Below are 20,070 nucleotides of genomic sequence, written 5' to 3'. Positions count from 1 at the left end.
CACGGGGAGGCACCTCTTCTCCAACGATGAGGTTATCGCTTATGTTGTCGTTTCTGAACACCTTGACCCTGGGCCTCATTAAGCTAGCCCATAATCTTGCCGCGCTCCTTCTCGCCCTGGCAGTCGCATTAGTCGCGTACCAGGTGTTTACTCGCTTTATTCTCGGCGATCCGGCCGCCTGGTCAGAAATCCTGGCACGCGGTTTCATCATCTGGAGCGTTTTTCTGGTCAGCGCAGCTGCATTTTGGTATGGCGCCATGATCTCTATTGATCTTTTTCTGGACCGCCTGCCGCCGCGCTTACGTATCTTTGGCCAGCGTCTGGTATGTACTGCCGTCCTAACGCTGCTGACGATTCTGGTCTGGCAAGGCTATCTGATTACGCTGCGTGTTTCTGGTCAACAAATCGCCATGCTTGCAATCCCCATGTCATGGTTTTATGCCGCGATCCCCACTGGCTGTGCCGTCGCCATCGTCGCTGTGGTGACACGCCAGCTTTGCGCCGAATATCAGCATCATCTAGGCCAACACCAAGCAAAGCCTATCTGTTCTGATGCAGGAGAAACCCCATGAATCTGGCGATCGGCTCAGCGTTGATCGCGCTGTTTGCGCTGTCGATACCTATTGCGGTTGCCATCGCCTTAACCGCAGTGATTGGTCTTTACTTCTTCAGCAGCGTTCCCCTCCTGGTCGTTCCCCAACGTATGTTTGTGGGATTAGATAGCTTTCCGCTTATGGCAGTTCCATTTTTTATCTTGGCCGGCCATATCATGAGCAATGGCGGCATCGCCGCCAGGATGGTGGAATTTGCCCGCTCGCTGGTTGGTGGTATTCAAGGTGGTCTCGCCTGTACCTGTGTAGTGACCTGCATGATGTTTGCAGCTATCTCAGGCTCCAGCGTGGCAACCACTTTTGCGATTGGAGCCATCTTGATTCCTGCCATGGTAGCTAGGGGCTATCCGGCACCTATGGCCGCCTCTATCCAAGCCTCTTCTGCTGAGCTGGGCATTATCATTCCTCCATCAGTGCCATTGATTCTCTACGGTGTCAGCACAGAAACCTCTATTACTCAGCTATTTCTTGCTGGTTTTGGGCCAGGCCTATTGATCGGCCTTGCTCTGATAATGATGGTCATCATTTGGTGCCGCATCAAAGGCTACGGCACCCACGATGGCGATTTACGCTCGCCCGCCTGGCCCGCCTTCAAGAGAGCCTTTCTTGCTCTATTGATGCCGGTGATTATTATCGGCGGCATCTACGGTGGCATATTTACCCCCACAGAGGCCTCGGCGGTTGCAGTGTTGTACGGTCTGTTTCTAGGAATGGTGGTATACCGAACTATAAAGCTTGGCGACCTACCGCGTATTTTTCGCGAGAGTGCTCTTTCTGCAGGGTCGATCATGCTGATTATCGCCGCGGCTTCCATTCTCAGTTTTGTGATTGGACGTTCAGGATTGGCCAGTGATATTGGTGCCTGGGCACAGAGCACCTTTGATAACCGCTACACCTTCCTATTGGCTATCAACATGCTGCTGTTACTGGTTGGCATGTTTATCGAGACCTCTGCGGCCATTTTGATTCTTGCTCCCATCTTGGCTCCGATCGCGATTGGTTTCGGCATCGACCCAGTGCACTTTGGGATAGTAGTCGTGGTGAATTTGGCCTTGGGAATGTTCACTCCGCCATTGGGGGTCAATTTATTTGCCGCTGCCCAGGTAGCTAAATTGCCCGTTGAGCAACTGTTCCGATTTTTGCTTCCCCCAGTATTTACCATGATCACCTGCCTGATGCTGATTACCTATGTACCGATGATTTCGCTCTTTATACGCGACCTTCTGTTTTGATCTGCCGGAGCCTTATTGATGAGCACACGCATTTACGCCCACTACATGATTGAAACTCCTTATCACGTTGAGCATGCCGCAAACGTGATGGCAGGAGAGCAGTCCTCAGGCACTTTCACCCGCCTTGCCAACGAAACAGATGCCTTACGTGAAGCTCATGGTGCAATCGTCGAGAGTATCGAGATGTTGGACGCGCTCGATGCCCCCTCGCTACCCATGCGTGCTGACCTAGCGCCTCAAGGTCATACCCTTTTCCAACGCGCTCGAGTAAAGCTCTCATGGCCACTGGAAAATATGGGGCCTTCACTGCCGAACCTAGTATCAACCGTGGCCGGCAACCTGTTTGAGCTGAAAGAGTTTTCTGCGCTGAAATTACTCGATATCGAGTTGCCCGATTCCTTCGCAAGCGTTTACCCCGGCCCTCAGTTCGGAATAACGGGTACCCGGCAACTCTCCGGCATTTCCAGCGGCCCTATGATCGGCACGATAATCAAACCCAGTGTGGGCCTCTCCGTCGCTGAAACTGCCAATATGGTGGAGCAACTCGTGGTGGGTGGCATCGATTTCATCAAGGACGATGAGTTACAGGCCAACGGACCCCATAACCCGCTGCGGGCACGTGTCGATGCCGTCATGCCAATCATCAACGCCCATGCGGAGCGTACCGGTAAAAAGGTCATGTACGCCTTCAATATCAGTGGCGATATCGACGAAATGCGCGCCCAGCACGACTATGTGGTGGCTGCCGGTGGCACCTGTGTCATGGTGGCAGTGAACAGCGTCGGTTTAGCAGGTGTGACATACCTCCGCCGTCATTGCGAAGTAGCCCTGCATGGCCATCGTGCAGGCTGGGGCATGTTCAGCCGATCTCCACATGTAGGAATGGCTTTTACGGCCTACCATAAATTATGGCGCTTAGCGGGGGTCGATCATATCCATGTGAATGGCCTGCGCAACAAGTTTAGCGAAGAGGACGATAGCGTCATTACTAGTGCTCGTGCCTGCCAAACCCCCATGTTCGAGACTCCAGACGCCGGCTATCAGATCATGCCGGTGTTCTCTTCAGGACAAAGCGCTGCCCAAGTCACTGATACTTATCAAGCGCTCGGAAATAGCGACCTTATTTACTGTTGCGGAGGCGGCATCATGGCTCATCCCGGTGGCATTGCAGGCGGAGTAGCCAGTCTGCGCCAAGCATGGCAAGCGGCCATGACGGACATTCCCATGGCGACCTATGCCCGCGAACACCGCGAACTTGCCCAAGCCATAGAGGCTTTTGGCCAATGAGCACCTCTCTACTTCTCTCCTACTATGGCGATGATCTCACAGGCTCCACCGATGTGATGGAAGCACTGAGCCTCCACGGAGTAAAAACTGTGCTTTTTCTGGCACCTCCCACGGCGCAGCAGCTGGCTCCTTTCGCCAGCTATACTGCCGTAGGCTTGGCGGGCACTAGCCGCAGTGAATCTCCCGAGTGGATGGAGTCGCACCTCCATAGTGCGCTCACCTGGTTGAAATCACTCGGTGCAACGATTTGTCACTATAAGGTGTGCTCAACGTTCGACAGCGCCCCGACGATTGGCAGCATCGGGAAAGCGCTGGAAATAGGAAAATCGCTATTCAAGCAGCGCTCGGTGCCTCTGGCGATTGGCGCACCGCAGCTCAAACGCTACACCGTATTCGGACAACATTTCGCTGCCTTCGATAGCGAAATACATCGAATTGATCGTCATCCTGTGATGTGCAGGCACCCTGTAACACCTATGAAAGAGGCAGACTTGAGGCATCATCTGGCGCAACAGACCCTGCTCTCCATCGGTCTAGCAGATGTTCTTTGTCTCGACTCAACCGATACCGACACTCGCGTCGATCAGCTCATGCAAGAAAATGACGTAGTATTGTTCGATACGCTGACCCACGACCAACAGGCTGAGGTTGGTACACAGCTATGGCGAACGTGTTCCCCTAAAGGAAGCTTCGTGGTCGGCTCCTCTGCCGTGGAGTACTCTCTAGTAAGCACTTGGCGTAGGCAGATGTTGATCCCCGAAAACCCGCCGCGCTTCTCTTCACCTGGGGCAGTTGAGCAGTTAGCAGTAGTATCCGGCAGTTGCTCAGAAGTGACGGCACGGCAAATTCGCAGCGCAGAAGCCAATGGCTTTCGCGTTATTGCCCTCGATGTCGTCCAGCTGATCAACGAACGTACACATGCAGAGGCCATGTACCTGGCTCAGGAAGCCGCTAATGAGGCGCTCAGCCAAGGCAAAAGCGTCATTGTATATACCGCAATGGGCCCCAACAGTGATGCAGAGGCCGTGCATCAGGGAGGAGAAAGAGCGCGCCACCTTATTGGCCGTTCGCTGGGCCAGCTATTGCGCCAGATGGTGTACGCGCACGGGCTTGAGCGCGTAGTGATCGCAGGCGGTGACACATCAAGTCATGCTCTCAACCAGCTTGCGGTACATGCTTTGACCACCCGGCTGCCTCTACCAGAAACGCCGGGGTCTCCGCTCTGCACTGCTCATAGCGACCTTCCAGCGTTCGATGGTTTGGAGGTTGCCTTGAAAGGCGGTCAGATAGGCAGCGAAAACTATTTCATGTCAATTCGTGATGGAGTCGCCTAGATCTTTGATTACAAGAGTGTTGCCGCGCCCTGAATTCGGTAGGATTAGCGTCATCTTCCTTACCGTAATCCAGGATGCCCGCTCGCCATGCTCAACGGAATTTGGTTAAGCTTCTTTATCGCTGCGTTTGTAGCGTCAATGTGGCAGTGGTTGGTGGGTGGCGACGGCGAAGTGTTCGCCCGCTTAGTCCAGTCGCTTTTCGACATGGCCCGGGTAAGTGTCGACATCATTCTGGTGCTGCTCGGCACGATGACGCTATGGTTGGGATTTCTTTCGATTGCCGAAAAGGCAGGGCTGATTCGTCTGCTGGGACGAGTGCTGGACCCGCTTTTTTGTCGCTTAATGCCTGAAGTGCCTCGCGGGCATCCCGCCATGGGGCTGATCAGCATGAACTTTGCAGCCAACATTCTAGGCCTGGATAACGCCGCTACGCCTATCGGCATCAAGGCCATGCACTCGCTGCAAAGCCTGAACCCCAGCTCTGAAACCGCCAGCAACGCGCAAATTCTATTTTTAGTGCTTAATACTTCATCGCTAACGCTGCTACCGGTCACCATTTTCATGTACCGCGCCCAGCAAGGCGCCGCTGATCCCACGCTGGTATTTCTTCCTATCCTGCTAGCGACGACGGCTTCTAGTCTGGCGGGGCTTTTAGCGGTGGCCATTGTTCAGCGCATAAAGCTTTGGCAGCCGGTGGTGCTGGGGTATCTCGTCGTGGCAGCGCTCTGTTTAGGCTTATTACTCACGACACTTGCGGGGATGTCGGCTCAGGCGCTGGCGGCCGCTTCCACGTTAGTGGGCAACCTTACGCTCTTTAGTATTGTAATCATGTTCCTAGTGGTAGGGGCGCTACGCGGAGTGAAGGTTTACGACGCTTTTATTGAAGGGGCTAAAGAAGGCTTAAGCTTCACTGTTACGCTGCTGCCCTACCTGATTGCCATGCTGGTCGCCGTGGGCGTACTTCGCGCCAGCGGCGTATTGGATGCTGGGCTAAGCGGCATACGCTGGATCGTCGAAGGGTTTGGCTGGGACACCCGCTTTGTAGACGCCCTGCCCACCGCCTTTGTGAAGCCGCTTTCAGGGGGCGGCGCGCGTGCCATGATGATTGAAACCATGGACACCTTTGGCGTAGACAGTTTTGCAGGACTCTTAGCGGCTACCCTGCAAGGCAGTACCGAAACAACGTTCTACGTACTGGCAGTTTACTTCGGCGCGATAGGCATTACCCGTATCCGCCACGGCTTAGGCTGTGCATTAGTGGCCGATGCGGCAGGTATTATCACGGCTATAGCGGTGTGCTACTGGTTTTTTGGGTAGGTTCTCCTGCCCAGTAGCCGCGAACATCTCAAGAAGAAAATCCACCACGATGAACACAGCTTTCATGATAAAAACCGATCACCTGAAGTGCACATGCCAGCCCGAAAGCACGGGCTGGCATGATCCGTTGGTATTAATCATAATATTCTGGGGCATGCTTAAAAGTAGCCCAGGCATCCGGATCGTGACCGGTAACAACGGTTGCATTGGTTTTATCAGCGAGTGCACGTAGTTTTTGAACAGAACGGACGGTATCCACAGTCGATGCCAAAAATCCCGGCAATGCTTTTTCTTCCCAGTGATCAGTAGTGTAAGCCGCATCAATTGTCAAAATCATGGGGCCGCTATTAGGCAGATTTACCTTAAACGACATATGTCCCGGCGCGTGACCAGGCGAGAAGACGGTGATCAGTGTGCCATCTCCATATATATCGTAATGATCATCTTCAGTTCCATTGAGGAACTGCCATTTCAAATCTGGCTTGTCGAAATCCTTGCGAATATACCCACCTGCTGCGAACCAATCAGGGGTAAAGGCATATTCATACTCTTCACGTTGCACGATATGCGTCGCATTCGGGAAGCGGCCAACCGCTCCTGTATGGTCCAGGTGCAAATGTGATTGCACCACATAGCGAATATCTTCCGGTTGGATCCCCATTTTTTTAAGCTGGGCGACGCAACCCTCAGACTCTTCCATCACAGGCCAATACACGTCGGTAATTCCACCCCAATGCCCAACCGGATCAGTGGCCACTTCAACGGCATTCCCACCATCAATAATGGTATGCCCCTCAGGATGGGTGATCAGAAAAAATGGAACCGGAATTTCATAATCGGCACCAGCACCTTCATTCATTTTGATATTGTGCACTTTGCATTTCAGCGAGCCGGTTTGAAACATGTAAAGTCGAATGTCAGTCATGGTTTTCACCTTTCTTGTTGTGTTGCTGGTTGAGACCAGATTTTTTAACAGGCAATTTATGAAGCCCTAATAGGCTTCGCGATAAAGTGCTAATGCGTCCTCTTCGGTCACTTCCACCGGGTTGTTCACCAAAAGACGGAGCTGTTTCATGGCATCTTTTGCCAGCATAGCCAAACTGTCTTCAGTGACATTGACATCGCGCAAACGGCGTGGAGCGCCGCTTTCATCCATCAGAGCCAGCATATGACTTACGAAGTCTTCTGAACGTGTACTAATATCGCCACCCTCGCCCGGCACGCTCATGACATCAGCCAGTTCGGCATAAAGTGGTGCCGCCACTTTAGCGTTATAACGCAAGACCGGCCCTAGCATCAGGGCGTTTGTCAAGCCATGTGGCAGGTGGTAATGTCCGCCCAGCGGATAAGCTAAAGCATGAACCGCTGCCACCGGGGAGTTGGCAAAGGCCTGCCCCGCCAGCATGGCGCCCAGCAGCATGTTTTCACGTGCTTTGCGGTTAGTACCATCTTTACATGCCGCAATCAGGTTACTGCCCAGCAGACGCAGAGCTTCGCGAGCAAGGGCATCTGACAATGGGTTTTTCTTGATTTTGGATGTATAAGCTTCGATGGCATGCACCATCGCGTCAATCCCGGTTGCTGCGGTATGTATTTGGGGCAGGCCAATCGTTAGTTCGGCATCGAGAAGGACAAAATCTGCGAAAAGTTGCCGCGAAACAACACCCATTTTAGTGGTTTCGCCAGTAGTGATGATGGAAATATTGGTAACTTCGGAGCCTGTGCCCGCGGTTGTAGGGATTAGGGCCAGCGGTAAACGTTTACCGATGACATTGCCGATTCCATACATGTCAGACAGCGGTTGTTCACTACCGACCATAACCGCCACAAGCTTGGCAATATCAAGCGATGATCCCCCACCAAGGCCAATCACAATATCAATATTTTGTGCGCGAGCCTTCTCAGCGCATTCAAGCACGACGGCCTCGGGCGGGTCGGCAACGACTTCATCAAAAATCGAAACATCAAAGCCCAGTGTTTTTAATGTCTTTTCAACTGGCGCAATAAGCCCCGCATCAATCAGCCCACGATCCGTGACAAGCAATGCTTTGCGTTCACTAAAGCGCTCGCCGAGCAATTCACCTAGGCGAGCAGCACCGCCCCATTCGACATAAATGTCGGCAACAGTGGTGAAACCAAAAGGTGTTGTGGTCATCGTTTCCTCCATCTTGTGTTTATGTATCGGATGAACGTTTTAGGAATTGTCGAATAGCGATGCCCGTTCTAAAAGCGCTTAACACAGGCACCAACGTCTTGCCGCCATGACAGCTGTTAGCATCGTAAGAGATTAGCTTTGAAGCGAGTTCTCATTTATCTAAGATGAAGTATGCCGTTTTAAAAAGGTGTGGATGACGTTAATTTATCTTTGTTCTTTCTACAAAGTTCATCATAATGAACTTGAATCAGCAAAGTGAACTCAACAATGCATCTAAGTATCGCGTAAAGTCAATAAGGAGAAATGAGGTGAAAGGTGGTGAAGCACCCAAAGCAGGAACGACAAAGGTGCCCGCTCTGCGCCGCGCGGTTGCGATTATGGATTTTGTTTCAGCATCACCAAGGAAGCCCAAGGCTTCTGAAATAGGGCATGCTTTATCATTACCGAAAAGCACTCTTCATGGGCTTCTGCTGACGATGGTCGAAGTTGGGCTTTTAACCAAAGGCTTCGATGGAACCTTCAGTACCGGGCCACACCCTATGCGCTGGGCCAATGGTTTTTTGGCCCAAAATGATCTGGTAGACATTTTTAAAAGCTATTTTGCCGATGCCCACAGCCTTGGCCAATACACAATGACGATGACGGTGCTTGATGGAAGCGACGTTGTCTATATTGCCTGTTCCAACGCCCACTTACCGTTAGGCACAACATTTCGGATAGGCATGCGACTGCCCGCGGCCTTTACAGCGACCGGTAAAGTCTTACTGGCCGCACTTGACACATCAGCCCTGCACGAACTTTTTTCTAATCAATTTCCTGGGCCACTGACTTCGCGTAGTGTGCGCAATTTGACGAAATTACGCAGTGAACTTGATGAAACCCGTCAACGTGGTTTTTCAATTGATGACGGGCAGGTTCGCGAAGGTATGATTTGCTTGGGCACATCGCTGCATAACCATACTGGCGATACAGTTGCCGGCATGGCCATATCGCTGACCCGCAGCGAAGCAACCACCGAAGCAATTAAAGATTTAGGGCATAATTTAGTTGTTGCAGGCAACGATATTTCGCGTCGTCTAGGAGCTGGATGTTAACTCCGTTGCATCACCGTATCCGCCACGGCTTAGGCTGTGCATTAGTGGCCGATGCGGCAGGTATTATCACGGCTATAGCGGTGTGCTACTGGTTCTTTGGGTAATTAATAAAGGCGGATCTAGCGTATCGTGCGAGACTCACCCCGCAAGTCGCTCTTCAGCGCTTTCTGCAAGGCGCATCCCGCTAACCCACGCCCCAATAGTACGATTAGCTTCGCTACGGCGGCTTCCAAGGTGATATCTCTTCCAGCGATTACCCCTGATTTATTTAGCTCAGAACCAGTAGCGTAAGCTCCCTGCACTACCCCACCTTGATCGCACTGTGTCACGTTAATTAATGCTACACCTCGTTCGTTGGCATCCGTTAGGGCGCTCAGCAGCTCACCTTCAAAACTGGGCGGGTTACCAACACCGTAGCTGTAGAGCACCAGTCCCCTTAAGGAGGCATCGGCCAGTAGCGCCTTGGCACGGCGCAACGACATGCCCGGATGCAGCGATAGGACAGCCACCGCATCAGGGTCAAGGTCGATAGGTACAAAACTTGGCATGCCGCTGGGAAGGGCGGCATCAACATTCAGCGTTATGCCAATGCCTAATGCTCCTAGCCAAGGAAAATTTGGTGAATCAAACGCATCTAGGCCCAGGCTGCGTACTTTGCGGGCACGGTTGCCACGCAGTAGTCTGTCGTGAAAAGACAGACTAACCTCACGGGGCGTGTCTGGATGCACCGCCAATTGCAGCGCGCTGATGAGATTATTCAGCGCATCACTGCGGGGCTCGCCCAACGGAATTTGAGAGCCGGTGAAAACCACCGGCTTGTTCAGCGCATCGAGCATAAACGAAAGTGCTGCGGCGCTATACGCCATGGTATCGGTACCGTGCAACACTACAAAAGCGTCGTAAGCCTCCCAGTGGCATTCCAACTGTGCCACCAGCCGATTCCAGGCCTCGGGCATTAGCTCTGCGCTATCAATCAAAGGCTGCATTTCAATTACATCAAATGCTGGCAGTCGGTAAGGGTCACTCAGGGCCAAATGCGCCGCTAGGCGTTCCGCCAGCCCCGCGCAGGGTACGTAGCCTTGAGGTGATGGCTGCATACCAATAGTCCCTCCGGTATAGAGTATTAGCACACGGGGCATGGGCACTCCTGATTGAGTTAATACGTGCTGAGCGAGTCCTTACTCGGCAGACGCGCTTGTTAGACGCTGCTTTAATGCTTCAGCCTCTTCAGGTTCTAGCTCCCAGGCTTTTGGATCCAGGTCGAGGTCCGGATGCTGGTTAGCGTCAAAAATCGGCTGTTTGATGCCCTGCCGACGCTGACTATCGAAGTCTTTGAGAATGCGCAAGCCGCACTTGAACAACAGGATCAGCGCAATTAGGTTGACCACGGCCAGAAGGCCCATAGTGACATCAGCAAAGCCAAACACGGTGCCCAAATCAGTGGTCGCGCCCCAACACACTAAAAGCACGATCGCCACGCGGAAGGCGTTGAATAGGTTCTGATTGTCACGACTGAAAAAATTGAGGCTATTTTCGCCTAGGTAGTAATTGTACAAAATCGTGCTGAAAGCAAACAGCAATAGCGCCAGGCTAACAAAAGTGCGGCCCCACTCACCTACGTGTTCGGCCAGCGCTGCCTGGGTGAGGGCAATGCCCTCAACACCTGCGCCCGCCGCAGGATCGTATACGCCACTGAGCAGAATCAGGAACGCCGTGGCAGAACAAATAATGACGGTATCGATAAATACCGAAAATGCCTGCACGATACCTTGGTTGGCCGGGTGCGGCACGTAGGCGACTGCCGCCACATTGGGCGCACTACCCAGGCCCGCTTCGTTAGAGAACAGGCCGCGCTTCAAACCCATCATAATAGCCGCACCAATTCCACCACCGATCAGTGGTTCAAGGCCGAAAGCACTCTTTACAATGAGCGCAATCACACCTGGAATTTCCCCAATGTTCATGGCGATAACCAGTAGTGCGATAGCAATATAACTGATCGCCATAAAGGGCACTAAAATCTCGGAAATACGCGCAATACGCTTAATGCCACCGAAGATAATCAGGCCTACCAGCATCGCCAGAGCAATCCCGGTATACAGCACAGGCACACCGAAAGCGTCTCCAAATGAAGTCGCTACTGCGTAGGATTGAAGTGCAGTAAAGGCAAAGCCGAAGGTCAACAGCAACAGCACCGAGTAAAACGCTGCCAGCCAACGCCACTGTTTACCCAACCCTTTAACGATGTAATACGCCGGGCCACCGCGATATGTGCCATCGCCTTCGGCCTCTTTATATGTTTGCGCCAGGGTGCATTCCAAGAAACTGGTGGCCATGCCCATTAAACCCACCAGCCACATCCAAAAAATCGCGCCTGGGCCACCTAAAGTAATGGCCACCGCAACACCTGCGATATTACCACCACCTACACGCCCCGCCACCGAAAGCACCAATGCCTGAAACGAGCTTAAATGGCCGTGTTGGCTACGTTTAAAGACTTGCCCCGAACCTAGGATACGAAACATCTCACCGAAATAGCGAAACTGCACAAAGCGTGAAGCGAAGGTAAAACCGACGCCAACGCCCACCAGCAGCACTAGTAGAATCTTCCCCCACAGGAGGTCATTGAGCATATCGAGCATGGGATTCTCTCCGCGTTTTTGTATTAGCGTTATGTTTGAAAGCGCGTCGCTTTACTATCATCAAGCGCGAAGAACGTTTTACCAAGCGTGGAGCAGAATTAAACTTGGCGCACAGATGCAGTTGTATGCACTGACTGCACCAACGAGTGCATCATAGTGCATCAAGCGAGTTTTTAGAGATTATTGGCTATGCGGTGGGCGACTTTATGCAGAAAGGGGCCGCAGATAAAAGCGATGATACCAGCGGCCGGCCATGCTAATAGCCACGCATGCATCCAAATACCCACAAAATCAGTATGGGCACCGATATTCACGTAGGTGACCCAGGCGGACATAATCAGCGATAGTGTGAATGACATAAGAATAGCGAAGATAATTCGGTGTTTCATGGGCGGCCCTATTACGAGTGTTTGAGTGCGGATAGGCTAACAAACATCTATAAATGTAATATATGGCAATATATGAAAACCAATTTTACATAAATGCAAAATGAAAACACCTTCTCTTGATGATCTCAAAATATTTATCGTCGCTGCCAACCAGCACAGCCTGACGGCGGCAGCTGCTCAGCTTAATATGACAATTGCCACCGTTTCGCGGCGCATCAGCGCGTTAGAGGCAACGCTCGGTGTAGAGTTGCTGTATCGCTCAACCAAAGGCTTAACGTTAACGCCGCATGGGGAGTCTTATTATCGCGAGTGCGAAGAGCTAGTGGTAGCACTCGATCAACGCATTTTAAACCTGGATCAAGCACTGCATAGCCTAAGCGGTCCGTTAAAAGTAATGGCCCCGGTCAACTTGGGCAGCGGGCCGCTGGATGCGTTTTGGCGGCATTTTACGCACCGCTATCCGGACATTTCGCTGAGCATCGAACTAGATAACAACATCATCGACATTCGCGATCAGCAAGCCGATATTGCGCTGCGATCAGGCCCTCAGAAAGATACTACTCTGATCCAAAAATACCTAGGCTATATAGAGCCCATTTTGGTGGCATCCCCAGCGATGCAGCACCCTCTACCGGCCACGATTAGTGAACTTGCGGCCTGCCCTAGTGTTGCGGCCAACATGTTTAGCGATTGGCAACTGATGGATAGCGAAGGCAATCACCACGCTTGCCACAAACATCATTTCCATATCAGTAATGATATGAATGTTGTCCTAAATCTCACCCAATCAGGCGCGGGCATCGCGTTGATGCCCGCCAGCATGGTGGCTAACAGCCTACAAATGGGCTCGTTGGTGCGTGTGCTGCCTAGCTGGCAGGGTCAACATAGAGAAATCTGCTTGGTATGGCCCCACCGCCGCAGCCTTTCTGCGCGTGCCATGCTTTTCCGGACAGAGCTAATAGAATTCCTCAGCCATCAAAGCTGGTTTCATGCGGCAGAATGAAATGGCTAGCGGTATAGCGCTAGCCAATCAATCGCGATACTCGCACGCCCGGTAATGTTTACATAGCAACGTTAGCCGCCCGAGCAGCGTGAAGTTTTTTATAGCTTTCAATCAAGCGCAGGTGGCGATCTAGGCCGTCTAGCTGCATGTTGGTCGGCGTTAAACCGTAAAACCGCACATCGCCATTGACTGAGCCAACCACGGCCGCCATCGCCTCTGCACCGAACATGCGCGTGAGGTTAGGCAGGTAGTCGTCAAGCGCCAGCTCATCATCCAACACGATTTCCAATACCGCGTTAATCGCACGGTAGAAAAGCCCTCGCTCGACGGTGTTATCGTTGTACTGCAAGAACATTTCAACGCGCTCTAAGGCGTCGTCATATTGCTGAAGTGCCAAGTTCGTCAACAGCTTCAATTCCAGAATAGTAAGCTGCCCCCATACGGTGTTTTCATCAAACTCCACGCCAATCAGCGTAATGATGTCCGTATGATCATCTATCTGACTTTCTTCCAGCCGTTCCACTAAACCATTGAGCTGTTTATCATCAAGACGGTGCAGATTAAGAATGTCTTCCCGATAATCCAGCGCTTTATTGGTGTTATCCCAAATCAAATCTTCGATCGGATACACCTCTGAGTAGCCCGGCACTAGAATACGGCAAACAGGAGCGCCCAAGTCTTCGTGCACCGCCATGTAGACTTCAGCACCCAGCTCTTCGAAAATCCCAAATAGCGTTTCGGCTTCTTCCTCATTGCTGCCAGAGAAATCCCACTCGCAGAACTCGAAATCGGGCTTAGCGCTAAAGAAACGCCAGGAAACCACGCCCACAGAGTCGATAAAGTGCTCTACAAAGTTGTTGGGCTCGGACACGGTCTGGGAGTTGAAGGTGGGGTGAGGAAGGTCATTCAATCCCTCGAAGCTGCGGCCCTGCAGCAGCTCGGTTAGGCTGCGCTCAAGCGCCACTTCAAAACTTGGATGCGCTCCGAAAGAGGCAAACACACCACCGGTACGCGGATTCATCAGCGTGACGCACATCACGGGGAATTGCCCACCCATAGAGGCATCTTTAATGAGCACAGGAAAGCCTTGAGCCTCCAGTGCGTTAACGCCTTCCACAATGCTCGGATATTTCGCCAGCACGTCTTGCGGCACATCCGGCAGGCTTAATTCCTGTTCGAGAATTTCACGCTTTACCGCTCGCTCGAAAATTTCGGAAAGACACTGCACCTGCGCTTCTACCAGCGTATTACCGGCACTCATGCCGTTGCTCAGGAACAGGTTTTCGATCAGGTTCGAGGGGAAGTAGATTGTCTCGCCGTCAGAGCGGCGGACAAAGGGCAGCGAAACAACGCCCCGCGCCTCGTTACCGGAGTTGGTATCAATCAGGTTGGAACCGCACAGCTCGCCTTCGGGATTGTAGATAGCTAGGCAGTGATCATCGAGAATCTCAGCGGGCAGTTCGTCACCCGGCCCCGGCAGGAACCACTTTTCATTGGGGTAGTGAACAAACTCACTGTTGGCAATCTCATCGCCAAAAAACTGATCGTTGTAGAAAAAATTACAGCTTAAGCGCTCAATAAACTCACCCAGTGCCGAGCAAAGTGCGCTCTCTTTGGTCGCCCCTTTACCGTTGGTAAAGCACATGGGAGAGGCGGCATCGCGAATATGCAGCGACCAAACATGAGGCACGATATTGCGCCAAGAGGCGATTTCAATCTTCATGCCCAGTTCCGCCAGCATCGCGCTCATATTGGCGATGGTTTGCTCTAGCGGTAAGTCTTTGCCTTCAATGTAAGTACTGCCACTTTCCGGCGCGCCCATCAGTAGCGCCTGGGCATCTTCATCGATGTTTTCGACCGTTTCGATTTGAAAATCAGGACCGGCTTGCACCACTTTTTTAACCGTGCAGCGGTCAATAGACCGCAGGATGCCCTGACGATCTTTCTCAGAAATATTTTCCGGAAGTTCGACTTGAATTTTAAAGATCTGATTATAGCGATCTTCTGGATCGACGATGTTGTTCTGCGAGAGGCGAATATTCTCGGTAGGAATATCCCGCGCGTTGCAGTACACCTTCACAAAATAGGCCGCGCACATGGCGGATGACGCCAGGAAATAGTCGAAAGGACCCGGCGCCGAACCATCACCTTTATAGCGGATAGGCTGGTCAGAAATGACCGTAAAGTCGTCGAACTTAGCCTCTAGCCGGAGGTTATCGAGATAGTTAACTTTAATTTCCATGTACGAGCATCCGGGGGTAATGAATTTGGCTAGGCATTTGAATAAACAGGGCCGTAGGCTGATTGGCTGCCATTATCCAGTTTTTACCCTGCTTCGTCTTGTATGCGTTAACTCCCGCTCAACTTGCCCATAAAATATTAAGAAGCGTTTAAAAAATCATCTGCGAGGCGGGTTATTACCCATGCAGCATGTTTTCTGCTTCGTTTTCACTAACGCCCATCATTAGTAAAATTTGACGCTGCGTTGCCGTCAGCACCTGTTTGCTCTCGGCTTCTCCAGGCAAACTTTTGGCAATGGCCACAGCGCCTATCAACGATGCCAATATGACCCTAGCCTTATCAGCAATCACGTTACGGTCATTGGCGAAGGGCAGTTTCTTCAACTTCCCTAGCGCCATGAGGCGGGTTTCGAGCATCTTTTTCATACGTGAATAAGATGCTTCAAACAGGGTACGGATTTCTTCTTTTTCGCTGCCAATCTCATTGAAGAGTACAGCTTCCGGTCCTGGTTCATGCTTACTGACCAATTCTTGAAGGTTGCAGTAATTGGCGACCAGATCAGTCAAGTGTTGCACCGATAGCGGTCCTTTCACCAACCTTGCCGCCCGGCTTTTATCCAGCGTAAGGCGTACTGACTCGTTGTAGAGCGCTTCTTTTGAAGCAAAATGCGTATAAAAGGCGCCATGGGTCATCTTTGCGAGCGTCATAATTTGCCCAATAGATACCTTCTGAAAGCCTTTACGGCTGAATAACTCCGCAGCGGAGGCCAAAATACGCGCTTTCGTTTTCGATTTATGGCTTTGGGGATAAGGCATAGTTACCTCGTCGTATACCAATAAAATATGATCTTGATCATATCTTGTCTGGTGCTAGGGTGGCGACATCAATAACTCTGGAATCGCTATGCAATCACCTATTGTTATTACCGGCATGGGCATGGTCAGCCCGTTAGGAAACAACGTTAATACAAGCTGGGAACGACTGTTAGAAGGCCAGTCCGGCATCAGTACGATCAGCCGCTTCGATACCAGCGATATTCCCATCAAAATTGCCGGCGTCGTTCCTGAACACCTCAATGACCCGGCTGGCGGGGTTGATCTGGATAGCATTGCCGACCCGAAAGAACGCCGCAAAATGGATCTGTTTAGCCTGTACGCACTAGCCGCCGCTCAAGAAGCATTGCAACAGGCCAACTGGCAGCCATCGGAACACGCTCAAAAGCGCCGAACAGCTACGATTATTGGCTCGGGCATCGGCGGCTTCCCAACCATAACTCAAGCGCAAAAAACGCTGGTGGAACGCGGCTATCGTAAAATATCGCCCTTCACCGTACCCGCTTTTTTAGCCAATCTGGCAGCCGGCAACCTGTCGATCCGCTATGGCTTTCAAGGCCCGTTAGGTTGCCCGGTAACGGCCTGTGCGGCAGGCTTGCAAGCCATTGGCGATGGCATGCGCATTATCCGCAGCGGTGAAGCCGATGTGGCACTCGTCGGCGGCGCAGAAGCATGCATCGACCCGCTTTCGCTGGCCAGCTTCAACGCGTTAAAAGCACTTTCCACTGAATCTATCACACCTGAGCGCGCCTCTAGGCCGTTCGACAAGGACCGTAACGGCTTTGTGATGGGTGAAGGGGCGGGCGTTATAGTGATAGAAACGCTTGATCATGCCCTTGCGCGTGGCGCAACCCCGCTGGCAGTCATTAGCGGCTACGGCACCAGCGCGGATGCACATCACATTACCGCCGGGCCAGAAGATGGCGCAGGGGCAGCCCTAGCAATTCAAGCAGCTCTTGGCATGGCAGGTCTTTCCAAAGATGCCATTAGTCATATCAATGCCCACGCGACGTCCACGCCGGTTGGCGACCGCGCTGAAATCGCCTCGTTACGCAACGTGTTTGGTCCCCTGCTGCCCAACATACCGATTTCAGCCACTAAGTCGTCTACAGGCCACCTGTTAGGGGCCGCCGGAGGTATAGAAAGCATTTTTTCTGTCATGGCCGCGATGACTGACCAACTGCCGCCGACCATTAACCTTGAGCACTGCGACGACGGGATGCAGGACTTAAATTTTGTCACCGCCAGCCCACTCGATCACGACACCCAGCATGTGCTATGCAATGGATTTGGTTTTGGAGGCGTTAACGCGGCGCTGATTATCAGCAAGATTAAGGGCTAGGTTTTGAAGGGCTCAGTTTTGCAGAGCCCAGTTTTGAAGGGCTATGCCTTGAGCAAAAACGGTAATGCTTCTTCTAACAGCTGCTCGGGAAGTTCTTCAGCAATATAATGGCCGCAGGGAAGCGACTTGCCTTCAACGTGAGAGGCCACTTTGCGCCATTCACCCAAGGCATCGAAGCAAGCTTCGATTGCCCCTTCAGCTCCCCACATCACTTTCAATGGGCAGCTCAGCTTAATGCCTGAATCAATGTCCGCCTGGTCGTGCACTAAATCGATCGTGGCGCTGGCGCGGTAGTCGCCGCAAATGCCGGAGGCGGTACCGGGCAGTGACAAACAGCGTTCGTATTCCGCCAGCGCTTCGGCTGAAAAAGGCGCCATACCGGCGCTACGCGCTCCCATGACGCTCTTTAGATACTGGGCAGGATCGCTGCTGATCAGCATTTCTGGCAGCGGCTGCGGGCGAATAAGAAAGAACCAGTGCCAGTAAGAGCGTGCAAAAGCCTCTGACGTGCCACGATACATGGCCAGCGTAGGCGCAATATCCAGCAGCACCATCCGCGTTACTCGCCGAGCATGGTCAACGCCTAGCCGGTGAGCAACGCGGGCGCCTCGATCGTGGGCCAGCACTTTAAAGCGCTCAAAACCCAATGCCGTCATGAGCTCCGCCATGTCGTTCGCCATGGTGCGTTTGGCATAGTTGAGATGCTCGGTATCATCGTCAGGTTTACTGCTATCGCCGTAACCACGCAGATCAGCCGCTATCACCGTAAAATGCTCGGCAAGCGACGCCGCTACTTTATGCCAAATCACGTGGGTCTGCGGATGACCGTGCAGCAACAGCAGCGCAGGGCCACTGCCGCCCATGCGAAAAGTCATTTCGATGCCGTTAACGCGACGCTTCGTTTTTTCAAACCCATGAAACATAACACGCTCCTGATTTACTGCAAAAGTCGGCTGGCTGTATTCGGCTGGCTGTATATAGTGCTAGCATAACCTTATTCACCAGAAAGCCGCTACGTTGAAGGCTTCCTGGCGGGAGGAAGCCATTGCACTATCACGCGTTAGGCATCACATTAGGCAGTCACGAAACCAAGAGAGGAAGCCGAGCTGCCCATGCATGACGACTTTGTGGCCAACCTGCGCCTGCTCTGCAGTTACTATCCGTCTATTGCAGAGATATGTCGGCGTTTAACGATCAATCGCGCCCAGTTTAATCGTTACCTGAGTGGACGTTATCGACCCAATCACGCAGCACTGCAGCGCATTTGCCACTTTTTCGGCGTCACTACTGAGGATATCGCCCTTCCCCATCATGACTTTCGTACACTGGTTCAAACCGGCCAACTAACGTCAGAAGCAAGCCCAGCAACCTTACCCTGGCCTAACGCATTGGTGCAGCGGGGCAGTGAAACCATGGAACGCTACATTGGCCGCTACTTTGAGCTTTATCATTCAATGTCTCGACCAGGCCAGTTAATGCGTACCTTAGTTTGCTTAGAAGCACGGGAGGGTGGCGTAGTCTATCAGCGCACCGAGCGGATGCAGGCCATGCTCGGCAACCGCTCATGCCACAATCGCTATGTAGGCACCGCAGTTAAACTGGCTGACCGGCTATTCTTGGTCGATCATGAAACGCTTAACGGTCATGAAATCACACAGACCATCCTGTTTCCAAGCTTTCAGAGCCAGGTGACGCGTTTAACGGGGTTAAAAATGGGCGTAGCTGATAACAGCGAACGTATGCCCTGCTGTGTGCGGGTGGTATATCAGCGTTTGGATGAACAGGTGAGTCTTCGCGAAGCACTAACGCAGTGTGGCTTAATAGCGCTGGATGATCCGTCCATTGATGATGCTCTAATAGCCGCGACTCAAAACGATGTGGCCGCTGATGAGCACCACTTTCGTGCCCGCCATTAGGACGGCACCAGCACCTGCTTAAACAAAATAGTTTCAAAATGATCCATGGGCTCGACAGATTTCAACGTTTTGGCGCGTAAAATAGCACCTTCCCAGCCGGTTAAAATAAAGCTAGCAAGCGCTTCTGGAGCAGTGTGAGTAGCAATATCACCCCGCGTTTGAGCGTCCTGCAAGCAGTTCACCAGCCGCTGTTCCCAGCGCTGAAATACAAGGTTTAGCGCATCACGGAAGGTATCGCTTTGGCCTGAAAGCTCTTGTCCAAGATTACCAATCAAACAGCCAGTGGCGTGATCACACTCATGCATATAGTCACGACCTGATGCAAAATAGCGCCTCAGGCGCTCTAAAGGCGGCGTGTTGCTATCTTCCAACAGCGTCACTAGCGAGGCGTCATACGTGGTGGCAAAGCGTTCAATCACTGCCAGCCCAAAATCTTCTTTACTAGAGAAGTAATGGTAAAAAGAGCCCTTAGGCACGCCGCACGTTTTTAAAACAGCATTGATGCCCGTTGCGTTGTAGCCTTGCTGGCTGATCAGTTGGGCGCCACTATCAATCAGCTTGTCGCGCGTTGCGGTATTTTTCATACGTTTAAAGTAGACCAGTGAGTCTATTGATACCAAATGAATATGAATTAGATATCAATTGCATGGTATTTGCACATTGCTTGACTAATC

18 protein-coding genes are annotated in these 20,070 nt (G+C 52.1%); 9 read left to right on the top strand and 9 right to left on the bottom strand.

Annotation, left to right across the window (positions count from 1 at the left end; all coding sequences use genetic code 11):
- Nucleotides 1-41: 41 nt before the first annotated feature.
- The 5 genes from ACT3TF_RS01065 to ACT3TF_RS01045 all read left to right on the top strand — a co-directional run bounded on the left by ACT3TF_RS01065 (nt 42) and on the right by ACT3TF_RS01045 (nt 5,781).
- Nucleotides 42-572 (top strand): TRAP transporter small permease, encoded by a 531-nt coding sequence (locus tag ACT3TF_RS01065; protein ID WP_441685724.1) that lies wholly within the window; start codon nt 42-44, stop codon nt 570-572.
- A complete protein-coding gene (locus ACT3TF_RS01060) occupies nt 569-1,843 on the top strand; it encodes a TRAP transporter large permease (protein WP_441685726.1) in 1,275 nt (424 codons plus the stop codon). The genes ACT3TF_RS01065 and ACT3TF_RS01060 overlap by 4 nt, the downstream gene beginning before the upstream one ends.
- Before the next feature lie 18 nt (nt 1,844-1,861).
- A complete protein-coding gene (locus ACT3TF_RS01055) occupies nt 1,862-3,130 on the top strand; it encodes a ribulose-bisphosphate carboxylase large subunit family protein (protein ID WP_096278400.1) in 1,269 nt (422 codons plus the stop codon).
- Nucleotides 3,127-4,464 (top strand): four-carbon acid sugar kinase family protein, encoded by a 1,338-nt coding sequence (locus ACT3TF_RS01050; protein ID WP_441685729.1) that lies wholly within the window; start codon nt 3,127-3,129, stop codon nt 4,462-4,464. Before ACT3TF_RS01055 ends, ACT3TF_RS01050 begins: the two co-directional genes overlap by 4 nt.
- 87 nt (nt 4,465-4,551) lie before the next feature.
- A complete protein-coding gene (locus tag ACT3TF_RS01045; protein ID WP_441685731.1) occupies nt 4,552-5,781 on the top strand; it encodes a nucleoside recognition domain-containing protein in 1,230 nt (409 codons plus the stop codon).
- 133 nt (nt 5,782-5,914) lie between these two features.
- Here ACT3TF_RS01045 and attM read toward each other — a convergent pair whose 3' ends face one another.
- Nucleotides 5,915-6,706 (bottom strand): AttM family quorum-quenching N-acyl homoserine lactonase, encoded by a 792-nt coding sequence (gene attM, locus ACT3TF_RS01040; RefSeq protein ID WP_176483374.1) that lies wholly within the window; start codon nt 6,704-6,706, stop codon nt 5,915-5,917.
- Nucleotides 6,707-6,772: 66 nt separating this feature from the next.
- Nucleotides 6,773-7,948: an iron-containing alcohol dehydrogenase gene (locus ACT3TF_RS01035; protein ID WP_441685733.1), complete on the bottom strand. Its 1,176-nt coding sequence runs from the start codon at nt 7,946-7,948 to the stop codon at nt 6,773-6,775.
- Between the two features lie 296 nt (nt 7,949-8,244).
- On the opposite strand from ACT3TF_RS01035, the gene ACT3TF_RS01030 reads away from it, so the two are divergent.
- Entirely contained in the window at nt 8,245-9,030 is a 786-nt protein-coding gene (locus tag ACT3TF_RS01030) for an IclR family transcriptional regulator (RefSeq protein WP_444671392.1), read from the top strand.
- 119 nt (nt 9,031-9,149) lie between these two features.
- Here the strand turns inward: ACT3TF_RS01030 and ACT3TF_RS01025 are convergent, their stop codons facing one another.
- The 3 genes from ACT3TF_RS01025 to ACT3TF_RS01015 all read right to left on the bottom strand — a co-directional run bounded on the left by ACT3TF_RS01025 (nt 9,150) and on the right by ACT3TF_RS01015 (nt 12,061).
- Nucleotides 9,150-10,169, bottom strand: coding sequence for an asparaginase (locus tag ACT3TF_RS01025; protein WP_441685737.1), 1,020 nt, complete (start codon nt 10,167-10,169; stop codon nt 9,150-9,152).
- Nucleotides 10,170-10,208: 39 nt separating this feature from the next.
- Nucleotides 10,209-11,672 (bottom strand): alanine/glycine:cation symporter family protein, encoded by a 1,464-nt coding sequence (locus ACT3TF_RS01020; RefSeq protein ID WP_096278390.1) that lies wholly within the window; start codon nt 11,670-11,672, stop codon nt 10,209-10,211.
- A 173-nt stretch (nt 11,673-11,845) separates the two neighbouring features.
- Entirely contained in the window at nt 11,846-12,061 is a 216-nt protein-coding gene (locus ACT3TF_RS01015; protein ID WP_441685739.1) for a DUF2798 domain-containing protein, read from the bottom strand.
- Nucleotides 12,062-12,161: 100 nt separating this feature from the next.
- Between ACT3TF_RS01015 and ACT3TF_RS01010 the strand changes: the two genes are divergently transcribed.
- Nucleotides 12,162-13,064 (top strand): LysR family transcriptional regulator, encoded by a 903-nt coding sequence (locus ACT3TF_RS01010; protein WP_441685741.1) that lies wholly within the window; start codon nt 12,162-12,164, stop codon nt 13,062-13,064.
- Between the two features lie 58 nt (nt 13,065-13,122).
- On the opposite strand, the gene ACT3TF_RS01005 is transcribed toward ACT3TF_RS01010, so the two are convergent.
- Nucleotides 13,123-15,306 carry an OsmC domain/YcaO domain-containing protein gene (locus ACT3TF_RS01005; protein ID WP_441685743.1) on the bottom strand — a complete coding sequence of 728 codons (2,184 nt, stop codon included), beginning with the start codon at nt 15,304-15,306 and terminating at the stop codon, nt 13,123-13,125.
- 175 nt (nt 15,307-15,481) lie between these two features.
- Entirely contained in the window at nt 15,482-16,141 is a 660-nt protein-coding gene (locus ACT3TF_RS01000; protein WP_444671388.1) for a TetR/AcrR family transcriptional regulator, read from the bottom strand.
- Between the two features lie 67 nt (nt 16,142-16,208).
- On the opposite strand from ACT3TF_RS01000, the gene fabF reads away from it, so the two are divergent.
- Nucleotides 16,209-17,480 carry a beta-ketoacyl-ACP synthase II gene (gene fabF, locus ACT3TF_RS00995; protein WP_441685747.1) on the top strand — a complete coding sequence of 424 codons (1,272 nt, stop codon included), beginning with the start codon at nt 16,209-16,211 and terminating at the stop codon, nt 17,478-17,480.
- A gap of 41 nt (nt 17,481-17,521) precedes the next feature.
- Here fabF and ACT3TF_RS00990 read toward each other — a convergent pair whose 3' ends face one another.
- On the bottom strand, nt 17,522-18,403 hold the full coding sequence (locus ACT3TF_RS00990) for an alpha/beta fold hydrolase (RefSeq protein WP_441685749.1): 882 nt from the start codon (nt 18,401-18,403) through the stop codon (nt 17,522-17,524).
- A gap of 189 nt (nt 18,404-18,592) precedes the next feature.
- Here ACT3TF_RS00990 and ACT3TF_RS00985 point away from each other — a divergent pair, with 189 nt between their 5' ends.
- A complete protein-coding gene (locus tag ACT3TF_RS00985) occupies nt 18,593-19,396 on the top strand; it encodes a helix-turn-helix domain-containing protein (protein WP_096278371.1) in 804 nt (267 codons plus the stop codon).
- On the opposite strand, the gene ACT3TF_RS00980 is transcribed toward ACT3TF_RS00985, so the two are convergent.
- Nucleotides 19,393-19,980 carry a TetR/AcrR family transcriptional regulator gene (locus tag ACT3TF_RS00980; protein WP_096278369.1) on the bottom strand — a complete coding sequence of 196 codons (588 nt, stop codon included), beginning with the start codon at nt 19,978-19,980 and terminating at the stop codon, nt 19,393-19,395. The genes ACT3TF_RS00985 and ACT3TF_RS00980 overlap by 4 nt on opposite strands.
- Nucleotides 19,981-20,070 lie beyond the last annotated feature (90 nt).

This window comes from Halomonas sp. AOP25-F1-15 (assembly GCF_052378675.1).
GTDB lineage: Bacteria > Pseudomonadota > Gammaproteobacteria > Pseudomonadales > Halomonadaceae > Vreelandella > Vreelandella casei.
Note: the sequence above shows the minus strand (reverse complement) of the source record. Positions and strands in the feature narration are given on the sequence as shown.

Excerpts from the sequence above, each read along its gene's own strand:
- ACT3TF_RS01005 (WP_441685743.1), bottom strand. The coding sequence starts at position 15,306 with ATGGAAATTAAAGTTAACTATCTCGATAACCTCCGGCTAGAGGCTAAG.
- ACT3TF_RS00990 (WP_441685749.1), bottom strand. The coding sequence starts at position 18,403 with ATGTTTCATGGGTTTGAAAAAACGAAGCGTCGCGTTAACGGCATCGAA.
- ACT3TF_RS01045 (WP_441685731.1), top strand. The coding sequence starts at position 4,552 with ATGCTCAACGGAATTTGGTTAAGCTTCTTTATCGCTGCGTTTGTAGCG.
- ACT3TF_RS01050 (WP_441685729.1), top strand. The coding sequence starts at position 3,127 with ATGAGCACCTCTCTACTTCTCTCCTACTATGGCGATGATCTCACAGGC.
- ACT3TF_RS01060 (WP_441685726.1), top strand. The coding sequence starts at position 569 with ATGAATCTGGCGATCGGCTCAGCGTTGATCGCGCTGTTTGCGCTGTCG.
- ACT3TF_RS01055 (WP_096278400.1), top strand. The coding sequence starts at position 1,862 with ATGAGCACACGCATTTACGCCCACTACATGATTGAAACTCCTTATCAC.
- fabF (WP_441685747.1), top strand. The coding sequence starts at position 16,209 with ATGCAATCACCTATTGTTATTACCGGCATGGGCATGGTCAGCCCGTTA.
- ACT3TF_RS01065 (WP_441685724.1), top strand. The coding sequence starts at position 42 with ATGTTGTCGTTTCTGAACACCTTGACCCTGGGCCTCATTAAGCTAGCC.
- ACT3TF_RS00985 (WP_096278371.1), top strand. The coding sequence starts at position 18,593 with ATGCATGACGACTTTGTGGCCAACCTGCGCCTGCTCTGCAGTTACTAT.
- ACT3TF_RS01035 (WP_441685733.1), bottom strand. The coding sequence starts at position 7,948 with ATGGAGGAAACGATGACCACAACACCTTTTGGTTTCACCACTGTTGCC.
- ACT3TF_RS01020 (WP_096278390.1), bottom strand. The coding sequence starts at position 11,672 with ATGCTCGATATGCTCAATGACCTCCTGTGGGGGAAGATTCTACTAGTG.
- ACT3TF_RS00980 (WP_096278369.1), bottom strand. The coding sequence starts at position 19,980 with ATGAAAAATACCGCAACGCGCGACAAGCTGATTGATAGTGGCGCCCAA.
- ACT3TF_RS01010 (WP_441685741.1), top strand. The coding sequence starts at position 12,162 with ATGAAAACACCTTCTCTTGATGATCTCAAAATATTTATCGTCGCTGCC.
- attM (WP_176483374.1), bottom strand. The coding sequence starts at position 6,706 with ATGACTGACATTCGACTTTACATGTTTCAAACCGGCTCGCTGAAATGC.
- ACT3TF_RS01015 (WP_441685739.1), bottom strand. The coding sequence starts at position 12,061 with ATGAAACACCGAATTATCTTCGCTATTCTTATGTCATTCACACTATCG.
- ACT3TF_RS01025 (WP_441685737.1), bottom strand. The coding sequence starts at position 10,169 with ATGCCCCGTGTGCTAATACTCTATACCGGAGGGACTATTGGTATGCAG.